Raw genomic sequence first — 5,023 nt, 5'->3', positions numbered from 1 at the left:
CGGGACCTCCCAAACCTCACATGTGGCACTACCATTGCACCCCCAAGGACCCTCGCAGGCCACAGGAGCCGCCAATGGCAACCCACGGACCTGTGAAACAGAAGGCCCCGGCCCCTCATCCTCCCGGCTGAAACTGGCCGTCCGGGATAAGGGCCGCCACCGCCGGGACCAGGTCCGGCAGCGCCAGTATGCGCGTCGGGGCGGCCGAATCACCTCAAAGCCGGCGCTGCAGGACCGCCCGGCGATAATGGACCGCTCCGGACGGGCAGGTAACCCGTCCCACTTCATATCGTCTAAGGAAATGAGCCAAGTCAGGTTAAAGTCTCCAGCCGACATTCATGAAGTGGTCTTCCCAAGCGACCGGCTCAACGCTCCATCTCGGAGTCGGGAGTTGGTTGATCGGCGAGGCACGGATCTCATTGATGAGGCGGTCGATATTTGCCCGCTGTTCCTGTTGTTCCCAATCGTAGGAAGAGGGAAAAGGCCCCAGAGGAAGGGGCGAATCTTCGATACCCCAACGGTCTCTGTAGACGGCGACGCCGCGCATGACAAGGGTTGTGACCTGTGGCCGTAGGTCCGGACCCAAGGCGTCCATAAGGTTCCGAGTCCATTCGGCATCACCCATCATGGCGTCTCTGGTGACGTAATCCATCCTGCGCTTCATCCGCCCCCGTACCTGATTGATCAGGTCAGCGAGATCGGGACGAGCCGTGCGGAGATTCTCAACCAAAGGATCAGGTCCGCCTGCGGGCATCGGGGGCAGGAACTGACGGAGCCGGGAGTGGACCACGGCCACCAGATCTCTCGCGCCCGCATTTGTTTCCAGAGCATCGATGAGAAGTCGTTGCGTGCTCGGACGGCTTACTCCGACGGAGCGGCGCCAGGCTGCGACGGTTGCACCCCAGGAGGGGGAACTTCGCAATTCTGTGGACCGGCCGGGCACGTGCGCATCAAGGAACCCTGTCAGATCCTCGGCGGCAGCAATTCGTGCTAGGTAGTCGTATTCCGCCCCCAGGCGCTCCAGGCTGTCTGCTTTTGATTGTTCAGCGTCGCGGACTTCATGAGCTGTCCGTTCGGTACCTTCGGCGGCGAGAACGTCGCGCAGTATCTCGCGCCATGACTCGTGCAAGATGGGATCAAGTGGCTCCTTATCAGTGGGGTCGTTCTCGCTGACGTATGCAAAATTTCCCGCTCGGCCGCGGGTCATGCTCACGTACAGCAGTTCGCGCGTGAGCCGGCCTTGGGGTACCACGGTGTGTCCGGTGTCGACGGTGATGCCCTGGGAGCGGTGGGCCGTCGTCGCATATCCGAGCTCAACAGAGGCTTCAACGTAGTCGCGATCCAGTGTGACTGTCGCGCCGGTGTCCCGGCGGACCGCGGTGAGCGAGTCGTCGCGCCTACCGGTGCGGACGACGTCGAGCATGGTTCCGTTCCGGATGAAGTCGCCGCGGCTGTCTGTGATGGTGCGGTCGTTGCGGCGGGCGATGATGATATCGCCGCGGCCGGCGCGTAGCCCGTCGCCGAGCGGCACTGTATGTTCGGCGTCAACGGCGCCTTGGATGACACGGTCTGCCCGGGCCCGCTGGTTGAGCATGCTGACGGTGTCGTTGTCGGCGGCGATGAGGATGGACGACTGGCCTGCTTGGATGTCTGTCTGCCAGCCCAGATAGGCTCGGTCGACCATATCCAGGTACGAGCCGTGTTGAATGCGTTGGTGCTGGTCGTAGGCGGTGATGGCGGCGAAGTCCCCGGCACGCAGTTTCAGCGAGGCATCCCGTTCCCAGGCGTGTTCGAACCGCCAGATGGTGCTCAGCCGCACTGTCTTGCCTTGCCGGTCAAGCCAGCCGAAGATACCGCCGGCGTCTATGGCATCCAGCTGCCCGGGATCGCCCACCAACAGGACTTTCGCTCCGCCGTCCCGGGCCTGCTGCACCAGCACAGACAGCTGAAGGGTGGAGACCATGGACGCCTCATCGACCACGACCAGCTGGTTCGGATGAAAACGCCACCTGTCCTGTTCGGCAGCGAGCCGGGCTGCTTGCTGTGCCAGCCGGGCGGCCTCGGGGCTTCGTCCAATCACGCGGTTGATGAGCCGTTGCTCGACGTCGAAGAACTGCGCGGCCCGGTTCCCGGCTCCCTGACCGGCGGACTCGTACAGCCATTTGGCGACGTTCTCCGCGGCCACGGACAGCTCGCGCCCCAGAACTTCGGCACTCGCCGCCGCAGGAGCCAATCCGACGACGCTGCCGGTTCCGTAGTCTGCTTCCCAGGCTGCTTTGACTGCGCCGAGGGTGGTGGTCTTGCCGGTTCCGGCGGGGCCGACGATGGCGTCGAGCCGGTTGCCGCTCAGCAGGACCTCGGCGGCCGCCGCGCGCTGGTCGGTGTGGAGTTCGAACCGGCCGTGGCGTTTGTAAGTGTCGAGTGAGTCCACGGCAGCGGCCGGGCGGATTGCCGGTGCGCTGTCGTCGTTCCTTGCTTCCATGACGGCGTCCTCGTTGGCGAGGGTCGCCGCGTCGGTGTAGAGGCGGGCGCCGTGGAAGTCGAAGATGCATTGGTTCGCGAAGCGTAGGTCGGGTTGCGCGTCGGCGGGGATGGTGTAGCGGTTTTCGTTGAGGGGGACGGACTGGTTTTCGGCGGCGGTGGCGACTGCGTCGATCATGGTGTTGCGGTCTGCGGGGGTGTGGCAGCGGATGTCTGCGCAGATCCGCTCGGCTTCGGCAAGGAGGTTCCACCGGTTCCAGGTGGCACGTTTGGTGGCGACGCGTTCCCGGGTGATGGTGGCGACGGCGTCGACCCAGGCCGGGGCGAACTCGCAGGTGCGGAACGGCGCGGCATGGGAGCGCTGCACGGCGTTGGCGAGCACCATGCTGGGGTCGAAGCCTTTGGCGGTTGCGCGTGCCCGCCACTGGGCCGAGAGCTGATGGAACGGTGTGATGGTTTCGGGTTTGACGGTGCGCGTGGAAAGGGTTGCCTGCTGGCGGAGCTTGATGATTGTCGTGGCCGACGGGGGAGTGCCATGGCTTGTGGTCCATTCGGCCACGAGCCGGTCGGTCTCGATATCAATCCGGCGGGAGCGGTTGGAGAACTCACGGATCAGGGTGTCGTCGATGCCGGTGAGTTGCTGGCTCGGGTTGTGCGTGCTGGCGGCCGGTTCGCGGGTATCGGTATCTGTTCCGATGCTGCGGTGGAGGGCGTCGAAGAGCAGGCCGTTGAAGTGTTCGCTGGCCGCGACCGCCGCCTTGTAGAGTGTCCGCGAGTCGAGGGTGACCCAGGCGCCGTCGGTGATCCGTCGGACGCGGTTCGCGATCACGAGATGGGTGTGCAGTTGCGGGTCCCCGATACGTGACTCCCAGTGGTCGAACGCGGCGGCGATCGCGCCCCGGGTGCCAAGGTGTGCGACGCCGCCCCGGCCGGCCCGGGTGTGGATGACCGCTTCTTCGAGCCATTGCAGGGTGGCGGTGACCGCCTCGTGGTGGGTCTGCAGGATCCGGTCCTGAAGCGCCCGGGGGCTCAGCGCCCACAGGACGGAGACGGATTTGGGGACGCTGAAGGTCAGGTCGAAGCCGACGACGGCGCGGCGCGTCCCGGTCCGGCCAGGGCTGCTGTGGACGATCGTGGGTTGGCCGTGCGGGCGGCCCAGAGGCGTGCCGGTGTCCGGGTGGACGGCGAGGTCGAAGATGGCCTTCGCGTCGGTTTCCGTAACGACATCCCAGGCGCCCCGGTTGATGCCATGCAGGCCGGATCCAAGCCAGCGGCCCTGAGGGGTACCGGCCTTCATGTAATAGGTGGTCGCATCCACAGGGGTGATCGTCAGATCGTCCATCATCGTAGTTTTGAACAAGTACTTCAGGCCCGACTGGGCGGAGAGCCGGGCGATCGACATGGTCATTGCTTGTGCGCTTCCGAGTTGCGGCTGCCATGGTTGCTGGTGGACACCCATCCGCGACGGCGGAACAGTGCCTTGGTGCTGTCGTGTAGCTCGACGCCGGCGGCATGGGAGAAGGCCAGCAGCTTTCCGGCGAGGTGGACCAGGTCCTGGACATCGGTCTGCCGGGCAGTTTGGAGGCGGCCGAGGTCGGCACGGAGGCTCTTGACGATAGCTCGTTGCTCAGTGTTCTCTGCTGCCAAGTGGTCCAAGTCTTCGGACAAAGACCGGAGCTGGGTACGGAGTGAATCCACGAGCCGGCTCGAAGGCATCGCGGCCGTGGTGGCTGCCTCGAGCTGGGTTTCCGAGTCGGGCCTAGGTCGCGCCACCGAGGTTCGCTGCCGCCGTCGACGATCGCGCTGCCTGTTGGCACAGCGAGTAAAGCAGAAGAGCTGGGACGTGCCCGAAGGCTCGAAGCTCTCACCACAATCACCACAAATTTCCCGGACCACGTTGGTTCATCGGCGAGACCTCACGTCACGACATGACGAACCGTGAGTCAGCCCTCATGCTCTACTGGCGGAGGGGTCGTATTCTGATGGGTCGAGTTCAGCGTTGCGCGATGTAGGCGTTCCAGTTTCGGGAGGAGAGCGCGGCCCAGCGGACGGCGGTGGTCGTGGAGATGCCGAGCAGCTCTGCCAGGATGGGCGTCGGGATTTCGGCTGCGAGTTGGAACAGGGCTGCTTTGCGGGAGTTGTAGGGTTTGATGCCGTGGTCAACGAGTTGTCCGCGGATGTTTTCGGTGGCCAGGTGGTTGCCCGGAATCCCGCCGGGAAAGAGCCAGCGGCTGTTCCGGCTAGCGTAGGAGGCCTGGCCGCGCCGGTTCATGTGCTCGATGATGATCCGGTCCAGGGGTTCGGGCATGAGGATCGGGGTGCGCTCGAACGTGACGGTGACCTGGCCGTCGTCGGTGACGGTGACTTGGTCCGCGTGCATGCGGCAGATCGTGGTCAGGGGCTGGGCGAACAGGAGCATGAACAGGCCGCCGATGCGGGTGTAATGGCGCATCGTTTGGTCGTGGAGCAGGGTCTGGACGTGGCCCCACCGTTCTTCCTCGCTCATCGTGACGGAGGAAAAGCGCCGGGGCTGCTTGGGGAT

At 64.9% G+C, this 5,023-nt stretch carries 2 protein-coding genes and 1 pseudogene; all 3 read right to left on the bottom strand.

What is annotated here, in order from left to right:
* Positions 1-316: 316 nt before the first annotated feature.
* A complete protein-coding gene (gene mobF / locus E1809_RS26100) occupies positions 317-3,889 on the bottom strand; it encodes a MobF family relaxase (protein WP_165962517.1) in 3,573 nt (1,190 codons plus the stop codon).
* Complete coding sequence (locus tag E1809_RS26095) at positions 3,886-4,254, bottom strand: hypothetical protein (RefSeq protein WP_133207121.1); 369 nt, start codon at positions 4,252-4,254, stop codon at positions 3,886-3,888. Before E1809_RS26095 ends, mobF begins: the two co-directional genes overlap by 4 nt.
* A 220-nt stretch (positions 4,255-4,474) precedes the next feature.
* Positions 4,475-5,023 (bottom strand): annotated as a pseudogene (locus E1809_RS26090) (hypothetical protein); the annotation flags it as partial.

It is taken from the genome of Arthrobacter terricola (assembly GCF_004354015.1).
GTDB classification, from domain to species: Bacteria; Actinomycetota; Actinomycetes; order Actinomycetales; family Micrococcaceae; genus Arthrobacter; species Arthrobacter terricola.
This window is presented reverse-complemented; position numbering and strand designations above follow the sequence as displayed.

What these genes read in the sequence shown, in the direction of transcription:
- mobF (WP_165962517.1), bottom strand. Translation starts at nt 3,889, where the DNA reads ATGACCATGTCGATCGCCCGGCTCTCCGCCCAGTCGGGCCTGAAGTAC.